This is a genomic window from Pseudomonas sp. ADAK18 (assembly GCF_012935695.1).
Classification (GTDB): Bacteria; Pseudomonadota; Gammaproteobacteria; order Pseudomonadales; family Pseudomonadaceae; genus Aquipseudomonas.
Window position 1 is genome coordinate 5,894,633 of record NZ_CP052859.1, and the last position, 17,467, is coordinate 5,912,099.

Sequence of the window (17,467 nt, forward strand, 5' to 3'; positions counted from 1 at the left end):
TGAATGTTACACCGCTTTCGCGAGCAAGCCCGCTCCCACATTTGGAATGCATTCCAAATGTGGGAGCGGGCTTGCTCGCGAAGAGGCCCTGTCAGGCGCCGCTTAACTCGGCCAGTGCCAGGCCGGTTGATCCAACACCTTCTGCCCAACAATCTGTGTCTGCCCCATCACCTTCTCCAGCACGATCGAGTTGCACCCTTCATCCTGCTGCAACGCCGCAATCAAGCGGCTGGCGTGGGACACCACCCACACCTGGCACTGCTCGGATGCCTTGATGATCAACCGTGCCAGCGCCGGCAACAGGTCTGGATGCAGGCTGGTTTCCGGTTCGTTCAGCACCATCATCGTTGGTGGCCGTGGCGTCAGCAGCGCCGCCACCAGCAGCAAGTAGCGCAAGGTCCCATCCGACAACTCCGCCGCCGACAATGGCCGCAACAAACCTTCCTGATAAAACTCTATGGCAAAACGTCCGCCTTGCAGCGGCTCGATATTCAGCCGTGCGCCTGGAAACGCATCACTGACGGCCTGCTGCAAGGCTTCGGGATCACCTATCTCGCGGATGGTCTGCAACGCCGCCGCCAGGTCGCGCCCATCGTGATGCAACACCGGCGTGCGTGTCCCCAGTTGCGGTTGGCGCACGGGCGCGTCGATGTCGCTGCGAAAGTGATCGTAGAAGCGCCAGCCACGAATGCTCTCGCGCAACAGCAACACCTCCGGCGAACCGCGCAGGCTGCCGACTTGATCGAACAGGCTGTTGTAGTTCGGTGTGTGCTGGGCCAGCACATCCCAGCCGCGACCGTCACGGGCACGCACCATTGGCCCCGAACGCTGCACCAGCAGGCTTGCCGGGCGATACACGTGGCCGGCCCAGATGCATTCCTTTTTGACTTCGGGGTCCAGGGAGAAAAATGACTCGCTGGGTTCGGGTAATCCCAGGGAAATGGCATAGCTGAAATCCTCTGCGGCAAAACCCAGGCGCAAGCGCTTGACGCCCTTGCGCACGGTCGGCTCTACCTCCACCTCGCCACTGAGCATGCGCCGGCTGATATTTTCCGGCCCGGCCCAGAAGGTCGAGTCCAGCCCGCCCTCACGGGCCAGCGCGTTGATCACCCCGCCCTGAGCTGTTTCCGCCAGCAGGCGCAGGGCGCGATAGAGGTTGGATTTACCGCTGCCGTTGGGGCCGGTGATCAGGTTCAAACGATCCAGCGGCACCACCAATTTATTGATCGAGCGGTAATTGGCCACCGCGAGGGTCTTGAGCATGGTCATCTTGTCTACTTGGGAACCCTCGGAGTATGGGATCCTTAATGCAGATAAGGAACCCTGATCTAAGCTCACAGTCGCATGATCACCGACGCGCAACCAAGCAAGGAGCCTGCATGGGCGGTCCCACCTCGACATTCATTTTCAGCCTTGCCCTCCTGGCATTGCTGACCGGTTGCGGCCAGGAAAAGGCTGTGCCCAAGGAGCATTCCCGGGTCTTTGTGCAAACCGTGAAATCAGCCGATTTTGCCGCCGCCGTGACCTTGACCGGTGACATCCAGGCGCGGGTGCAGACCGACCTGTCGTTCCGCGTCGGGGGCAAGATCATCCAGCGCATGGTCGATGTCGGCGACCGGGTGACAGCAAAGCAAGTGCTGGCCAAGCTTGATCCCAAGGATTTGCAGACCAACGTCGATTCCGCCCAGGCCCAGGTGGTGGCCGAACAGGCTCGGGTCAAACAGACCGCCGCCGCCTTTGTGCGCCAGGAAAAACTTCTACCGAAGGGTTACACCAGCCGCAGTGAGTACGATGCAGCCCAGGCTGCCCTGCACAGCAGCCAGAGCGCGTTGACCGCTGCCCAGGCACAGTTGGCCAACGCACGCGAGCAATTGAGCTACACCGCATTGGTCGCTGACGCACCGGGGGTGATCACCGCACGCCAGGCCGAAGTCGGGCAAGTGGTGCAGGCCACGGTGCCGATTTTCAGCCTGGCCCGGGATGGCGAGCGCGATGCGGTGTTCAACGTCTATGAATCCTTGCTGGTGGAGCCGCCGCCCGACGCAGCGATCACCGTCAGCTTGCTGGACAATCCGAACATCAAGGCCGTGGGCAAGGTCCGTGAAGTCACGCCGGCCGTGGCCGCCAACAGCGGCACTGTGCAAGTGAAGATCGCCCTGAGCGCCTTGCCGGCAGGCATGCAACTGGGCTCGGTGGTCAGCGCTACGGCCAATGCACCAGCCAAGGCCAGCGTCGAGTTGCCTTGGGCGGCGTTGACCAAAGACCTCGACGAGCCGGCCGTGTGGCTGGTGGACGACGACGGCAAGGTGCAGTTGCACAAGGTCACGGTCGCCCGTTATCTCACGGGCAAGGTGATCATCGGCGACGGCCTCAAGGGCGGCGAAAAAGTCGTGGTGGCCGGCGGGCAGTTGTTGCACCCCGGCATGATCGTGGAAATCGCCCAACCGCCGGATCAGGCCCAGGCGCAGGGAGTCCAACCATGAAGCGGTTGACGGTATTAGTGGCGTCCAGCGTGTTGCTGATGGCTTGTTCCAAGGAAGAACCGGCGCCCGAACCGGTACGTCCGGTGCTGTCGATTGAAGTGAAATCCGAGAATCAGGAAAACCTCGGCCGATTCGCCGGCACCGTCCAGGCGCGCTACGAAAGCAATCTGGGCTTTCGCGTGCCTGGCCGCATCGCGCGGCGCGCCGTTGACGTCGGCAGTGAAGTGGAGAAGGGCGCGCTGCTGGCTGTTCTCGATCCTACTGATCAACAGAACCAGTTGCGCGCTGCCCAAGGTGATCTGGCTCGGGTTGAGGCCCAGTGGATCAACGCCCAAGCCAACGCGCGGCGCCAACAGGAACTGTTCAACCGTGGCGTCGGCGCGCAGGCGCAACTGGACGTCGCCCAGACCGACCTGAAAACCACCCAGGCTTCTCTCGACCAGGCCAAGGCTTCGGTCAACCAGGCCAAGGACCAGCTCAACTACAGCGAGTTACGCACCGACCACGCCGGCATTGTCACCGCCTGGAACGCCGAGGCCGGCCAAGTGGTCAGCGCCGGCCAGCAAGTGGTGACGCTGGCCCGTCCCGACATCAAGGAAGCGGTGATCGACCTGCCAGCCGGCCTGGCCGAGCGCTTGCCGCCCGACGTGGTGTTTCGCGTCGCCGGGCAACTGGACCTGAACGTCAACACCACCGCCACCGTGCGCGAAATCGAACCCCAGGCCCAAAGCGCCACCCGCACCCGCCGCGCGCGCCTGACCCTGGCTGAGACACCCGCGGCCTTTCGCCTGGGCACCGCCATCAGCGTGACCTTGAGTTCGGCCATTGCCCCGCGTATCGAACTGCCCCTGAGTGCCTTACAGGAAACCGACGGCAAAACCCGCATCTGGGTGATCGATACCCAAAGCCAGACCGTGCAACCCCGAGACGTGACCCTCATCAGCCGTAACGCCGACAGCGCGTTGCTCAACGGCGGCGTCAAACCCGGCGAACGGGTGGTCAGTGCCGGCGTCAACAGCCTGAAGCCTGGGCAAAAAGTCAAAATCGACGAGGACAGCCCGCGATGAAAGGGAGTTTCAACTTATCCGACTGGGCCCTCAAGCATCAGTCCTTCGTCTGGTACCTGATGTTCGTTGCGCTGCTGATGGGCGTGTTCTCGTACATGAACCTCGGCCGGGAAGAGGACCCTTCGTTCACCATCAAGACCATGGTGATCCAGACCCGTTGGCCCGGTGCGACCCAGGAAGAAACCCTCAAGCAGGTCACCGACCGCATCGAGAAAAAACTCGAAGAGCTCGACTCCCTCGACTACGTGAAAAGCTACACCCGGCCCGGTGAGTCCACGGTGTTTGTGTTCCTGCGGGACACCACCAGTGCCAAGGACATCCCCGAGATCTGGTACCAGGTGCGCAAGAAGATCGATGACATTCGCGGCAGCTTCCCCCAAGGGTTGCAGGGACCGGCGTTCAACGACGAGTTCGGTGATGTGTTCGGTTCAATCTACGCGTTTACTGCCGATGGTTTATCGATGCGCCAACTGCGTGATTACGTCGAGCAAGTGCGGGCAGAGGTTCGTTCGGTGCCGGGGCTGGGCAAGGTCGAGATGATCGGCCAGCAGGACGAAGTGATGTACCTGAATTTCTCCACCCGCAAACTGGCCGCCCTGGGCATCGATCAGCGGCAAGTGGTGCAGAGCCTGCAATCGCAGAATGCGGTGACCCCGGCGGGGGTGATCGAGGCGGGGCCAGAGCGGATCTCTGTGCGTACTTCCGGGCAGTTCGCGTCGGAAAAGGACTTGGCCAACGTCAACCTGCGGCTCAACGACCGGTTCTATCGGTTGGCGGACGTGGCTGAAATCAGCCGCGGCTATGTCGACCCGTCGACGCCGATGTTTCGTTTCAACGGCAAGCCGGCGATTGGTTTGGCTATCGCCATGCAGAAGGGCGGCAATATCCAGTCCTTCGGCAAGGCCCTGCACCAGCGTATGGATGACCTGACTGCCGACTTGCCGGTGGGCGTCGGCGTGCACAAGGTGTCCGACCAGGCCGAGGTGGTGGAAGAGGCCGTCGGCGGCTTCACCAGCGCGCTGTTCGAAGCGGTGATCATCGTGTTGGTGGTGAGCTTTATCAGCCTGGGCATGCGCGCCGGGCTGGTGGTGGCGTGCTCGATTCCGCTGGTGCTGGCGCTGGTGTTTGTGTTCATGGAATACAGCGGTATCACCATGCAGCGGGTGTCGCTGGGCGCGCTGATTATCGCCCTCGGCCTGTTGGTGGATGACGCGATGATCACCGTGGAGATGATGATCACGCGGCTGGAAAAAGGTGAGACCAAGGAACAGGCGGCGACCTACGCCTACACCTCCACGGCGTTCCCGATGTTGACCGGCACCCTGGTGACCGTGGCCGGCTTCGTGCCCATTGGCCTCAACGCCAGTTCGGCGGGTGAGTACACCTTCACCTTGTTCGCGGTGATTGCCGTGGCAATGCTGGTGTCGTGGGTGGTGGCGGTGCTGTTCGCGCCGGTGATCGGCGTACATATCCTCAGCAGCAACGTCAAACCTCACAGCGCCGAGCCTGGGCGCATTGGCCGTGTGTTCAATGGTGGGATGCTCTGGGCCATGCGCAATCGCTGGTGGGCCATCGGCATCACGGTGGCGCTGTTCGTGGCCTCGGTGTTTTCCATGCAGTTTGTGCAGAACCAGTTTTTCCCGTCTTCGGACCGCCCGGAAATTCTCGTTGACCTCAACCTGCCGCAAAACGCTTCGATCAATGAGACCCGCAAGGCCGTGGATCGTCTGGAAGCGATCATCAAGGACGACCCGGACATTGCCCGCTGGAGCACTTACATCGGCCAGGGCGCCATTCGTTTCTACCTGCCGCTGGATCAACAGTTGGAGAATCCGTACTACGCGCAGCTTGTCATCGTGAGTAAGGGCCTGAAGGAGCGGGGCGCGTTGATTGCGCAGCTGCAGAAGCGCCTGCGGGAAGATTTTGTCGGTGTGGGCAGCTTCGTGCAGCCGCTGGAAATGGGCCCGCCCGTGGGTCGTCCGATTCAGTATCGAGTGTCCGGCAAGGACATCGACCAAGTGCGTAAACACACCATCGAACTGGCGACGATGCTCGACAAAAACACTCACCTCGGCGAAATCATCTACGACTGGAACGAGCCGGGCAAAGTCCTGCGCATCGATATCGCCCAGGACAAGGCGCGCCAGTTGGGCCTGTCTTCCGAAGACGTAGCGCAGTTGATGAACAGCGTGGTCAGCGGTGCCTCGGTGACTCAGGTGCATGACGATATCTACCTGATCAACGTGGTCGGCCGCGCCGAAGATGCCGAGCGCGGTACGCCTGAGACCTTGCAGAACCTGCAGATTGTCACGCCCAGTGGCACCTCGATTCCGCTGCTGGCGTTTGCCACGGTGCGTTACGAGCTGGAGCAACCGCTGGTGTGGCGTCGGGACCGAAAACCGACCATCACCATCAAGGCGGCGGTGCGCGATGAGATGCAGCCGACGGATCTGGTCAAGCAACTGGCACCTGAAATCGAAAAATTCAGCGCCAACTTGCCGGTGGGCTACAAGGTCGCCACCGGCGGCACCGTGGAGGAAAGCGGCAAGGCCCAAGGCCCGATTGCCAAGGTGGTGCCGCTGATGCTGTTCTTGATGGCGACCTTCTTGATGATCCAGTTGCACAGCGTGCAGAAGATGTTCCTGGTAGTCAGCGTCGCGCCGCTGGGGCTGATTGGCGTGGTGCTGGCGCTGATTCCCACGGGCACGCCCATGGGCTTTGTGGCAATCCTTGGGATCCTGGCGCTGATCGGCATCATCATCCGTAACTCGGTGATCCTGGTGACCCAGATCGACGCCTACGAGCGCGACGGCTACACGCCGTGGGACGCGGTGGTGGAAGCCACCGAACACCGGCGCCGGCCGATCCTGCTCACGGCGGCGGCCGCCAGCCTGGGCATGATCCCCATCGCCCGGGAAGTGTTCTGGGGGCCGATGGCCTACGCGATGATCGGCGGGATCATCATCGCCACCTTGCTGACGCTGCTGTTCCTGCCGGCGCTGTACGTGGCCTGGTACAAGATTCGCGAGCCGAAGAAAGAATAGGCCTGAGGTGTTCCCACAGGGATGTGGGAATACTCCTGAGAATGCCGGTTTGCGCCAGGCTTCGGATCAATTGGGTTAACCTCCGAGCCTGATCCTACTTGCCAAAGGCCCGCGTCATGATCCACTGCCTGCGCCACTCCCTGTTGGTTTGCGCTCTGTTGCTGTCGTCGATGGCCCACGCAGGGGCCGTGCTGGAGAACGCCCTCTGGCGCGTCGAGCTTGACCCGGCAACCCTGGCGATCCGTGTGGTCCCCGCGGATAAGCAGCCTGTGCAGGCCTCCATGGGCGTCGCCGCTCACCCTGTCAGCCAACTCACTCAAAGCGCCCAGCAGGCCTCTTGGCAATGGAGTGACGGTGTCTATCGCCTGAGCGCCAGCCTCGACCAACGTGACCTGGTCCTGACCATCACTGCCCGGGAAGCGGGTGAGCTGGATATCCTCCAGCAACCGGCCAGCGCCATGGGCCAAGGCCTGATCTGGCCCTTGGCCGAGGGGCATTACGTGCCCGCTGGCAACATGCTTTGGCAGGACTTCCTGCTGGAGCAGGGCGATGTGAACACCACCCAGGACCTCAGCCTGCCGCTGTGGGGTGTCGATCACGGCACGTTCACGCTCAATTGGCTGCTGACCAACCCCTACAACAATCGCCTGCACTGGCAAGCCGAGGGGCAGCGGCTGGCGCTGTCTGCTCGTCACGAGTTCACGGCGCTGGACCCCACTGCACCGATGACACTGCGCTTACACCTGGGCGATGCCGATCCGTTAGCCGGGGCCAAACGCTACCGGCAATGGTTGGTGGAGCAAGGGCATTACGAGCCACTGGCGGACAAGCTGCGACAGACGCCGGACGCAGAGAAGTTGCTGGGCGCGAGCCATATCTACCTGTGGGGCAATGACTTGCTGAGTGTTGGTGATGTGCGCGACTGGTCGCAATTACGCAAAGTGCTGCGCAGCGATCACGGCCTGGCGGGGGAGCTGCGAAGCCTGCTGGACAAGGAGTCGCTACAGGTCCTGCAGGTGACCCAACCGTTTCTTGATCGCTACCAGCAAACCACCCTGTTGCGTGGCTTGAACGCGGCGATCAATAAAAAGGCGCGTCAGGGTTGGCAAGCCGTTGCCGAACCGGACATGGAAAAACTCGCCGACGGCTACGGTGTGTTACGCGGTGAATTGGCTGCGGCGTTTTCCAGTGCCCTGACCGCAACTCCGCAAACGTGGGGCAGCACCTTGTCTGCAACCACCGTCAGCGCCTTGCAGGACGCCGGGCTCAAACGCCTGTTGCTGACCCTGGGCGAAGGCTGGGAGGGCGGGCTCTGGCACCCAGAGGCGGTACGGGCTGGCGTTGATGCCGGTTACTTGATGGCGCCTTATGACTCCTATGAAACGGCGTTATCCGCCAAGGAAAATCCGGACTGGACCACCGCGCACCTCGGCAGCAAGGTCCATCGTGACTGTGGAATCCTGCTGAAAAACGGCCAGCTCAAAACCGGCTTCCAGAAGTCCGGTTACTACACCGACCCGCGCTGCGTGCGACCACTGTTGGAGGCGCGGGTGAAGGCGGTACAGGCCAAGGCCGGCTTCAATGCCTGGTTCCTCGATGCCTACGCCACCGGCATGCTGTTCGACAGCTACGGCTCCGTCCTCAACATGACCCAGGCGCAGAACGCCGAAGGCAACATCGATGCCGCTCGTTGGATCAACAACGTACTCAAAGTGCCGGCAGGTTCAGAAGACGGTAACGCCGTCACTGCCCAAGGCGTTCTGTTTGCCCATGGCATGCAGACACCTGTGATGGGCTGGGGCGATCGGGACATGACCCAGGACAAGCAATCGCCCTACTACGTGGGCGCCTGGTACCCGCCGGAACAGCCTGCAGTGTTCTTCAAATCTGTGCCCTTGAAAGAGCCGTTTCGCACGGTCTACTTCGCCCCGTCGATGCGTCTGCCGTTGTACCAGGCGGTGTTCCATGGCTCGGTTATCACCACCCATCACTGGTTGTTCGATAGCCTGAAACTGAGCAATGTGCAGGCCGAAAATGAACTGACCCAACTGCTGTACAACGTGCCGCCGCTGTATCACTTGAGTGCGGCGACGCTTAAGCAACGCTTGCCGCTGATCCAGCGCCAGGACGGGTTTTTCCGGCCGTTGCACCAGCGTTTGGCGACCCAGGCCATGACGGATTTTCGCTGGCTGACGGTGGATCGGCAGGTGCAGCAGACCACGTTTGCCGATGGCACGCGGTTGGTGGCTAACTTTGCCGGGCAGGCGCGAGAGGGTTATGCGGCGCGCAGTGTGACGGCGTTGGTGGCGGGGGAGGAGCCGGTGGTGTATCAGGTGGATTAGCGGTGGCTTTGAGTCCTTCGCGAGCAAGCCCGCTCCCACACTCGACCGCGTCCCCTCAGGAGAAATGCGGTCGAATGTGGGAGCGGGCTTGCTCGCGAAGGCGTCAGTCCAGACAACAAAGACCTAAACCTTGCGCCACACACTCGCCAACCAAGGCTGCTGTTCCCGAGGCAACCCAGCCGGACGGTAGTAATGCTCCAGCTCCACAAAGCCCGCCGCCGCCAGTAACGCCTGCCAGGTTTCAAGATCATGGTAGGAACCATAACGAGGCCCATTCCAGCCTTCCTGGTTTTCACCCCGTGGATTGGAGCTGAACAACACACCACCTGCCTTCAGCGCGCCATGCAACTGCCCGAGAATGCGCGGCAGCTCTTGCTTGGGGATATGGAACAGCACCGCATTGGCGAAGATCCCGTCAAAGCGTTCGGCGGGTAGCTCGAGCTTCAAGAAGTCCTGCTGCAACACCTCGCAGCCGCTGTCGTCCCGGGCCATTTGGGCGAAGCGCTCCGAGCCATCGAGCCCGACGGCGATGTGGCCCCTGCGGGTAAAGGTCTGCAAATCCCGCCCCGGCCCGCAGCCGAAATCCAGCACGGTGAACGGAGCTTCCCCCTGGATATGCCGCAACAGCGCGTCGATGTTCTGGCTGACATCATGGTCGCGGGTGCCTTCACGGAAGTCCTCGGCCACCTGGTTGTAATGGCCGAGAGTGGTGGAGGTGATCTGGTCGAGGTCGTCGGGGGCGAGTTTCATGGCAAGCGGCACCGCAAAGAGAGATTGCCCGACTATACCCCACACTGATCATTCCCTGTGGCGAGGGGGCTTGCCCCCGTTGGGCTGCGCAGCAGCCCCGCTTCTTCTTCAGCGCTTATTCAACCCTCGCGCCAACCGATCCCCGCCCAACTGAATCACCGCCACCAGAATCACCAACAGCACGATCACCGTCAGCATGATCTGGCTGTCAAAACGCTGATACCCATACCGATAGGCAATATCCCCCAACCCCCCAGCGCCAATCGCCCCGGCCATGGCTGAAGAGTTGATCATCGTCACCAGGGTAATGGTGAACCCGCCGACAATCCCCGGCAGCGCCTCAGGCAACAACACATGCCAGACGATATGCCAGCGCCGGCAGCCCATGGCCTGTGCAGCCTCAATCAACCCATGGTCGACCTCACGCAGGCTGACTTCGGCTATTCGCGCAAAGAATGGCGTAGCGGCGATGGTCAGCGGCACCACGGCGGCCCACACACCGTAAGTGGTACCGACGATCAGCCGCGTGAACGGAATCAACGCCACCATCAAAATCAGAAACGGTATGGAGCGGAACAGATTGACGAACGCCCCCAGCACCCGGTTCAACGCCGGCGCCTGGTAGATGCCGCCTTTGTCGCTGGTCACCAGGAACACCGCCAGCGGAATGCCCACCAGCAGCGCGATCAACGACGACACACCGACCATCAACAACGTGTCGATGGCGCCCTGCAATAAACGATCAAACCACATAACCCAGCACCTCCACCTGTTGTGCCCAACGCCCGGCGCGGGTGCGCAATTCTTCAGCGCCCAGGGATGAACCGGTCACTGCCAACAGCAATTGCCCAAGGGCATGGCCCTGGATTCTTTCTACCCCACCTTGCAGCAGCCGCACCCGGCCACCGAGGGCGCTGAACAACGCGGCCAGGTCCGGTTCATCGTGGCTGGCACCGGTAAATTGCAGGCGCAACACCAGCGCCGCCTCTGCGGACGCGGGCTTGGCCTGCAAACGGCTTTGCAGCTCTTCCGGCAGCCCGTGTTGCAAGGGCGCCAGCAAGGTTTTGCTGACCTCGTGCTGCGGGTTGCCAAACACTTCCCACACCGGGCCTTGCTCGACGATCTTGCCGTGTTCCAGTACCACTACCCGGTCGCAAATTTCGCGGATCACTGCCATTTCATGGGTGATCAAAACGATGGTCAGACCCAGGCGTTTGTTGATATCGCGCAGCAGGCCGAGGATCGATTGCGTGGTCTCCGGGTCGAGGGCTGAGGTGGCCTCGTCGCACAGCAGGATCTGCGGGTCATGCACCAAAGAACGGGCGATGCCCACCCGCTGCTTTTGCCCTCCGGACAGCTGCGCCGGATAGGCTTTGTGCTTGTCTTGCAGACCCACCAGTTCCAGCAGTTCACGCACCTTTTTTTCGCGCTGCAGCTTGGGTACGCCAGCGACTTTCAGCGGTAGCTCGACGTTCTGCCACACGGTCTTGGCCGACATCAGGTTGAAGTGCTGGAAGATCATGCCGATGCGCCGACGCAGCGCCACCAGGTGGTCTTCGTCGAAGCCACCGATGTCCACCTGATCAATCAACACCCGGCCGCTGCTGGGCTGCTCCAGACGGTTGATGGTACGGATCAGCGACGACTTGCCAGCACCGCTGCGGCCGATGATGCCGAACACTTCACCACGCTGGATCGCCAGGTCGATGCCTTGCAGTGCTGGTACGGTTTGACCGTCGTAGGTCTTGCCCAGGTTGATAAACCGCACATGGGCGCGATTCAGGTCGGGGTGCAACTCGGTCTGTTCGGCGTCCTTGGGCGGCGTATCGAGGTCGCGCAATTGGGCATTGGCGGCACTCATGTTCAGCCTTCCCAGCCAGCTTGGTACAGCTTGCCGTGAGCCTTATCCAGGGCGGCGCGTACGACGGGCGAGTGTTGGTAGATGTCGACGAATTTGATCAGGCGCGGGTCGGTTTTGCTTTTCGGCTGGATCACAAACTGAATCACGTACTCCTTGTGGTCGAGGCCGTCGAACAGCAGCGCTGACTCGGCATCGAAGGTCTTGGACAGGCGAATATAGGCCGGGTAACCCTGCACCAGGTCGGCATCGTCATAGGCACGCACCAGTTGCACGGCTTCCACTTGCAGGATCTTCAGCTTCTTCGGGTTGGCGATGATGTCTTCTTCGGTGGCCTTGTAACCGACGCCTGGCTTGAGAGTAATCAGGCCGGCCTTGGCCAGCAGTTGCAGGCCACGACCGCTGTTGATCGGGTCATTGGCAATCGCCACGGTTGCGCCCTGAGGCAGCGCGTCGAAGCTTTTGTATTTTTTCGAGTAAAGACCGACGTTGTTGATGATTCCCGGGGCGAACGGCACCAAGTCAAATCCGGCGGCGGCCTTGGCGTTTTCCAGGAACGGGATGTGCTGGAAGTAATTCACGTCGATGTCGCCGGCGGCGAGGCTGACGTTGGGGGCGATCCAGTCGGTGAATTCCACCAGTTCGACTTTCAGGCCTTGTTTGCCGGCTTCCTCGACGGCAGCTTCCAGGGGAATGGCGAAGGCGGCGGTGGTGCCGACTTTCAGCGGTGCATCGGCGGCGAACACGGCCGAGCTAAACAACCCGAGGGCGAGAGCCAGTGCTTTGACTGGGTGGGTGAGGTGTGTGGTTTTCATATCGAATTTCCAGTCAGAAGTATTGGGTTGAGCGACGAAAATTAATGTGGGAGCGGGCTTGTGTGTGCGGGCTTGCTCGCGAATGCTGAGTGTCAGTTGATACATCGGGTGACTGATACACCGTATTCGCGAGCAAGCCCGCTCCCACATTTTTGGTTCAGTGGCGGTAGGTCGAACCGGTGTGCTGCTCAGGTAGATGCGCCGAGCCATGGAAAACCTTCTCTCGCAGCGTCCCTTGCTCATACGCGGTCTTGTACGACCCGCGCCGCTGCAACTCCGGAATCACCAGTTCGATGAAGTCCACATAGCTTTCCGGCGTGACGATGCGTGTCAGGTTGAAACCGTCCAGGCCGGTTTCGCTGATCCACGATTCCAGTTCATCGGCCACCTGCGCAGGCGAGCCCACCAGGGTGATGTAGCGACCGCCGAGGGCGTGTTGCTCCAGCAACTTGCGGCGGGTCCAGTCGTTGTTTTGCAGGTTCTTGGTGGCCGACTGGATGGCGTTGCTCTTCACGTACTGGATCGGCTCATCCAGTTCATATTGGGAAAAATCAATCGCCGTGGACGCCGAAAAATGCGCCACGCCGGCTTCGGCACTGGCGTAACTCAGGTACTCGGCGTGCTTGTCCCACGCGGCTTCTTCGGTGGCACCGACGATCACGTTCAGGCCCATGAACACCTTGATGTCATCGGGATTGCGTCCGGCTTCCACGGCGCTGGCACGCACCTTGTCCACCTGAACCTTGGTCGAGGCCTTGTTCTGCCCGCTGATAAACACGCACTCGGCATGGCGCCCGGCAAACAGCAAACCACGATCCGAACTGCCGGCCTGGAACAGCACCGGCGTACGTTGTGGCGACGGTTCGCAGAGGTGATAACCCTCCACCTGATAGAACTCGCCCTGATGCTCGACCTTGTGCACCTTGCCCGGCTGGGCATAGACCCGCGTCTTTGGATCGTTGAGCACCGCGTCGTCTTCCCAGCTGCCTTCCCAGAGTTTGTAGAGCACTTCCAGGTATTCGTCGGCCTGGTCATAGCGGCGGTCGTGTTCGACTTGCTCGCGCAGGCCCATGGCCTTGGCGGCGCTGTCCAAGTAGCCGGTGACGATGTTCCAGCCCACCCGACCACGGCTCAGGTGGTCGAGCGTGGACATGCGCCGGGCGAACAGGTACGGCGGTTCGTAGGTGAGGTTGGCGGTCAGGCCGAAACCGAGATTCTTGGTCACGGCGGCCATGGCCGAGACCAGCAGCAACGGGTCATTGACCGGCAGCTGGATCGACTCTTTGAGGGGCACGTCTACCGAGTTCTGATAGACGTCGTACACCCCGACGATGTCAGCGATGAACAAACCGTCGAACAGCCCGCGCTCCAGCAGTTGTGCCAGTTCGGTCCAGTATTCGATGGTTTTGTATTGAGTCGAATTATCCCGTGGATGAGTCCACAGGCCATGGTTGATATGCCCGATGCAGTTCATGTTGAAGGCATTGAGCAGGATTTTCTTTCTGACTTTTTCAAGAGCGGGCACTAGATAGTCCCCCGTAGCGGCGGGTTTTCATCGTTGAGGTAGTAGTTGCCCACCGCGTGGTACTTCCAGCGCACCGGGTCGTGCAGGGTATGCACCCGGGCGTTGCGCCAGTGACGGTCCAGGCCATGCTCGGCCAGGGTCGCCTGGCTGCCGGCCAGTTCAAACAGCACGCTGCCGGCGGCGAGGGAAATCTCGGTACTCAGGGCGCGCACTTCGGCGACCGCAATGGAGGCTGCCGCGACGGTCTCGGCAGTGCTGTTGGCCTGGGCGCGGTCGAGGAATTCGCCGGAACGTTCCAGCAAAGCCTCGGTGGCGTGCAGGCGAATACTCAAGTGGCCGAAGCTTTTGAGTGTCAGCGGATCTTCGGTGGCCTTGTCGCTGCCGGAATCAATCCACGGCCGGGTCTTGGTGCGTACAAAGTGCAGCGCATCTTCGAAGGCGGCGCGGGCGATACCTGTGTCGATGGCGGCGTGTAGGATCTGCGCCAGCGGGCCAACGGTGGTTGGGCGTTCAAAGGCGCTTTGAAACGGCAGTACGTCTTGAGCGGCGACCCACACGTTATCGAACACTACCGAACCACTGCCGGTGGTGCGTTGGCCGAAGCCGCTCCAGTCGTCGATCACCGTCAGACCCTCGCTGTCCCGAGGGACGAAGGCCAGTTGCTGAACGCCATTTTCATCCACGACCGAGGTAGGGATGCGTCGGGCGTAGATCGCGCCAGTCGAGTAAAACTTGCGGCCGGTGATGCGAAATCCGTCGCCGTCGCGGGTCAGTTTAGTGATGCGGTCATGGGCTGTCTTGGTGCCCAGTTCCGCTAGGGCATTGCCGAAGCGTTGGCCGTCCAGTACTTCGGCGTAGAGACGTTTTTGCTGCTCCTGACTGCCATTTACCCGCAGGACTTCCAGGGCGTAAAAATGGTTTTGCGGGATCTGGCCTAACGAAGCGTCAGCCTGGGCAATCAGTGCTGTGACCTTGGCCAGGGTGACATTGGAAACCCCCGCACCGCCGTATTCCTTGGGCACGCTGATGCCCCACAAACCGGAGCGGGAAAACACGTCGAGCTCAGGCAAAGGCAGGCGGCGCTCGCGGTCGCGCTGGGCGCTGTCACGGCGGAAGTCTTCAGCCAGATCGCTGGCGACAATAAGGGCTTGTTCGTCGCTGGTGATAACCGCGACGTGGTGAGAAAGGGTCATGAGTTTCTCCAGAAGCTTGTTCGAAAAAGTGTTCTGGTCGGTTAAATCCAGGAGTGTCGGGCCGGCAAAGTGCCGTTCAAGTGATAGGCGCCCACCGCGTGATACTTCCAGCGCACCGGGTCGTGCAGGGTGTGCACCCGGGCGTTGCGCCAGTGGCGGTCGAGGTTGAATTCGGCGAGGGTGGCGCGGCTGCCTGCGAGTTCGAACAGTTTCTCGCTGGCCAGCAGTGAGATCTCGGTGGTCAACACCTTGGCTTCGGCCACGGCAATCGAGGCCCGAGCGGCGGATTGCGCGGTGATCGGCGCGGCGCTGACTTGATCCAGCACTTGGCCGGCCTTGCGCAGCAGTGCTTCGGCCGCGTGCAGTTCGATTTTCAGTTTGCCGATATCGGCGATCACGTAGAGGTCGTCGCTGGCCCGTTCGACCTTGGCGTCGATCCACGGCCGCGAGCGTTCGCGCACAAAGCTGATGGTGTCGTCGAGGGCGCCACGGGCAATGCCGGCGTCGATGGCCGCCTGGATCAATTGCGAGACCGCACCCTGAACATTCGGGGTTTCTCCCAGACGCCAGTTCTCCACCACCAGTTCGGCGTCGACCGGGACGTGGTTCAGCAGCAAGGTGCCGCTGGCCGTGGTGCGTTGGCCGAAGCCTGACCAGTCATCAACGATGCGCAGCCCCGGCGTGCCGCGACGCACGAAGGCCATGACTTGTTGGCCGTTATCGTTCAGCGCCTTGACCGCCACCCAATGGGCAAACAGTGCACCGGTGGAATAGAACTTCTGGCCGCTGATGACGAAGCCGTCACCGTGGGCGGTGAGACGGGCCTTGAGTTCCAGCGTGTTTTTAGTACCGCGCTCGGGGCCGCCATTACCGATGCGCCAGCCGTCCAGCACGCTTTGGAACAGCTGTTTTTTCTGCTGTTCGCTGGCGACGCCTTGCAGCAGGTGCAAGATGCCGAAGTGGTTCTGAGGGATTTGCCCCAGGGCTGGGTCTGCGGCGCTGATGATTGCGAATACTTCGGCGAGGGTCTCGAAGGACACTTGCGGGCCGCCGTACTCGCGAGGAATGGAAATACTGCCCAAGCCGCTGGCAGTGAACTGCTCGATCTCGGCCCAGGGTAATTTGCGTTGCTGATCACGCCGCGCTGCTTGCAGGCGTGCCGCCTGAGCCAGCGTGTGGGCAGCATCGAGGGCCTCGGCGTTGTTGCGCAGCACCTTGGCGGGCAACAACAGCGGGGCAATGTCCAGATCACTCTGGAAGGGTGTTTCTGCCAAGTTAGACATCAGCGCCGCTCCTTGGCTGCACGCAATGCCCTGGCGTTACGCACCGGGGTAATTCTGACCATACCGACCTCGCATCCGTTGAAAAAATAAAAAAGAATCAGGAATGTCCGGTGGTCCGGTGCATATACCCTAAGCGTGTTTATTTTTTAAATAAACTAACTTTTAGGAATATGCATAGAAGGTCTGTTATCCAGGCTCACAAGGCGAGCCTGGGCGACGTGGTTGATAGGTCAATACGGTTCGGATTGATGCCTGAGGATTGGCGGCGGCGATCCGCAATGTTCGGGCGGGTGCCCAGCGTGAGTTGTTGCCGACCCGGTCGAGGATGCAATAGGTGACTTCCAGACGGTGATCGTCCCCAGCCTCCTGAATCAGCGTGGAGGGCACCCAGACCTGTATCGGTTGGCCGATGTCGCACGCGTGGATCGCCGGCAGGTCCAGACGTGCATCGCCCCAGCGCAGGGTAATTTCATCATCGGCCGCCATGTTCAGATACGGCTCGATGGCCAGCGGTACGCCGCGCCGGATCTGGCTGCTGTTGACGCCGTAACGACGGATCGTTTCAGGCAGGCTCACCGGTGCCAGGTTCTGGTTTTCATCGCTGCACAAGGCAGTGGGCTCTCCGCCCGGACAGTCGGTCTTTACTAGCACGCGAGCGGTGACTGATCGAGCGGGGCCATGTCCGATCTGCATGACTTGATAATGGATGCGCGCCGTCCCGCTGTGGATAAAGCTTTCCGGTACCCGCAAGCGAGTCGGCGTGCCGATTTTGCCGGCGGTTATGCGCCGGGAGGCGACAAAGCATTCGTTCCAGAACAGTTCGATCAGGTCGCCCTCGTCCATGCCGGGGTAGGGCGCGATATCGACCTGCAACTGCGTGGCGGCAAGGGCATTGATGCCTTGTCGATGTGCCTGGGGCAAGGTCGGGGCGGCGAGTGTGGCCCGGTTTGAAATACACGTCATAAGTACTCTCCTTGATGCAGCCAGCAGCCAACGTTCCGAACGTTAAGCGCGGGTGGGCGCGGTAGTCCGAAAGGAACGATTTAATGAAAAGCCAGGATAGGATCCAATCCTCTTGGCGTTAGATAAGAGGGTTGGTTAGTTGGC

General features: G+C 61.2%; 13 protein-coding genes. 4 read left to right on the plus strand and 9 right to left on the minus strand.

Annotated features, from left to right (window positions below; all coding sequences use genetic code 11):
- Window positions 1–102: 102 nt before the first annotated feature.
- A complete protein-coding gene (locus HKK55_RS26720; RefSeq protein WP_169357336.1) occupies window positions 103–1,263 on the minus strand; it encodes an AAA family ATPase in 1,161 nt (386 codons plus the stop codon).
- A 116-nt stretch (window positions 1,264–1,379) separates the two neighbouring features.
- On the opposite strand from HKK55_RS26720, the gene HKK55_RS26725 reads away from it, so the two are divergent.
- The 4 genes from HKK55_RS26725 to HKK55_RS26740 all read left to right on the plus strand — a co-directional run bounded on the left by HKK55_RS26725 (window position 1,380) and on the right by HKK55_RS26740 (window position 8,936).
- Entirely contained in the window at window positions 1,380–2,483 is a 1,104-nt protein-coding gene (locus HKK55_RS26725; RefSeq protein WP_169357337.1) for an efflux RND transporter periplasmic adaptor subunit, read from the plus strand.
- Entirely contained in the window at window positions 2,480–3,550 is a 1,071-nt protein-coding gene (locus HKK55_RS26730) for an efflux RND transporter periplasmic adaptor subunit (protein WP_169357338.1), read from the plus strand. The genes HKK55_RS26725 and HKK55_RS26730 overlap by 4 nt, the downstream gene beginning before the upstream one ends.
- Entirely contained in the window at window positions 3,547–6,594 is a 3,048-nt protein-coding gene (locus tag HKK55_RS26735) for an efflux RND transporter permease subunit (RefSeq protein ID WP_169357339.1), read from the plus strand. Before HKK55_RS26730 ends, HKK55_RS26735 begins: the two co-directional genes overlap by 4 nt.
- Before the next feature lie 116 nt (window positions 6,595–6,710).
- Window positions 6,711–8,936: a glycoside hydrolase gene (locus HKK55_RS26740; protein WP_237151299.1), complete on the plus strand. Its 2,226-nt coding sequence runs from the start codon at window positions 6,711–6,713 to the stop codon at window positions 8,934–8,936.
- Between the two features lie 123 nt (window positions 8,937–9,059).
- Here the strand turns inward: HKK55_RS26740 and HKK55_RS26745 are convergent, their stop codons facing one another.
- From HKK55_RS26745 to HKK55_RS26780, 8 genes are all read right to left on the minus strand, one after another.
- Window positions 9,060–9,686 carry a bifunctional 2-polyprenyl-6-hydroxyphenol methylase/3-demethylubiquinol 3-O-methyltransferase UbiG gene (locus tag HKK55_RS26745; RefSeq protein ID WP_169357340.1) on the minus strand — a complete coding sequence of 209 codons (627 nt, stop codon included), beginning with the start codon at window positions 9,684–9,686 and terminating at the stop codon, window positions 9,060–9,062.
- 108 nt (window positions 9,687–9,794) lie between these two features.
- Window positions 9,795–10,439 carry a methionine ABC transporter permease gene (locus HKK55_RS26750; RefSeq protein WP_029299545.1) on the minus strand — a complete coding sequence of 215 codons (645 nt, stop codon included), beginning with the start codon at window positions 10,437–10,439 and terminating at the stop codon, window positions 9,795–9,797.
- The gene (locus tag HKK55_RS26755) at window positions 10,429–11,547 is read right to left on the minus strand and encodes a methionine ABC transporter ATP-binding protein (protein WP_169357341.1); all 1,119 of its coding nucleotides are present in this window, start codon (window positions 11,545–11,547) and stop codon (window positions 10,429–10,431) included. The genes HKK55_RS26750 and HKK55_RS26755 overlap by 11 nt, the downstream gene beginning before the upstream one ends.
- A 2-nt stretch (window positions 11,548–11,549) precedes the next feature.
- Entirely contained in the window at window positions 11,550–12,359 is an 810-nt protein-coding gene (locus HKK55_RS26760) for a MetQ/NlpA family ABC transporter substrate-binding protein (protein WP_169357342.1), read from the minus strand.
- A 157-nt stretch (window positions 12,360–12,516) separates the two neighbouring features.
- The gene (locus HKK55_RS26765; RefSeq protein ID WP_272902576.1) at window positions 12,517–13,884 is read right to left on the minus strand and encodes an LLM class flavin-dependent oxidoreductase; all 1,368 of its coding nucleotides are present in this window, start codon (window positions 13,882–13,884) and stop codon (window positions 12,517–12,519) included.
- Complete coding sequence (locus HKK55_RS26770) at window positions 13,884–15,077, minus strand: SfnB family sulfur acquisition oxidoreductase (protein ID WP_169357343.1); 1,194 nt, start codon at window positions 15,075–15,077, stop codon at window positions 13,884–13,886. Before HKK55_RS26770 ends, HKK55_RS26765 begins: the two co-directional genes overlap by 1 nt.
- A gap of 41 nt (window positions 15,078–15,118) precedes the next feature.
- Complete coding sequence (locus tag HKK55_RS26775) at window positions 15,119–16,360, minus strand: SfnB family sulfur acquisition oxidoreductase (protein ID WP_169357344.1); 1,242 nt, start codon at window positions 16,358–16,360, stop codon at window positions 15,119–15,121.
- Between the two features lie 186 nt (window positions 16,361–16,546).
- Window positions 16,547–17,323, minus strand: a complete 777-nt coding sequence (locus HKK55_RS26780; RefSeq protein WP_169357345.1) for a hypothetical protein — start codon at window positions 17,321–17,323, stop codon at window positions 16,547–16,549.
- Between the last annotated feature and the right edge of the window lie 144 nt (window positions 17,324–17,467).